Below are 347 nucleotides of genomic sequence, written 5' to 3' on the forward strand. Positions count from 1 at the left end.
TCGCGTGAGAACGGTGAGCGGTTGGCGGGGATGTATCGGGCGGTGTTCGAGGCGATGGCGCTGGGTGGCGGGGGTGACGCTTCGGCGGTGTTCCTGCCTTCGGGTGACCGTGAGGCGCTGGCGGGCTGGGAGCCGGCTGGTGAGGGTGCGGTGCGTGCGGATGTGCCGGTGCCGGTGGTGTTCGCGGAGCGGGCGGCGGCGGTTCCTGGTGCGGTGGCGGTGGAGGGTGCTGGTTTCTCTCTGTCGTTCGGTGAGTTGGAGGCGGCGTCGAATCGGTGGGCTTCGTATCTGGGTTCGGCCGGGGTGGGTCGTGGCTCGGTGGTGGGTGTGCTGCTGGGGCGGGGGGT

1 protein-coding gene is annotated in these 347 nt (G+C 70.9%); it reads left to right on the plus strand.

What is annotated here, in order from left to right; genetic code table 11:
* Positions 1–347: AMP-binding protein (locus ICC28_RS40175; protein ID WP_188293812.1), on the plus strand; the 347-nt coding region annotated here is incomplete at both ends.

The organism is Streptomyces sp. TRM68416 (genome assembly GCF_014596915.1).
Taxonomy (GTDB): Bacteria; Actinomycetota; Actinomycetes; order Streptomycetales; family Streptomycetaceae; genus Streptomyces.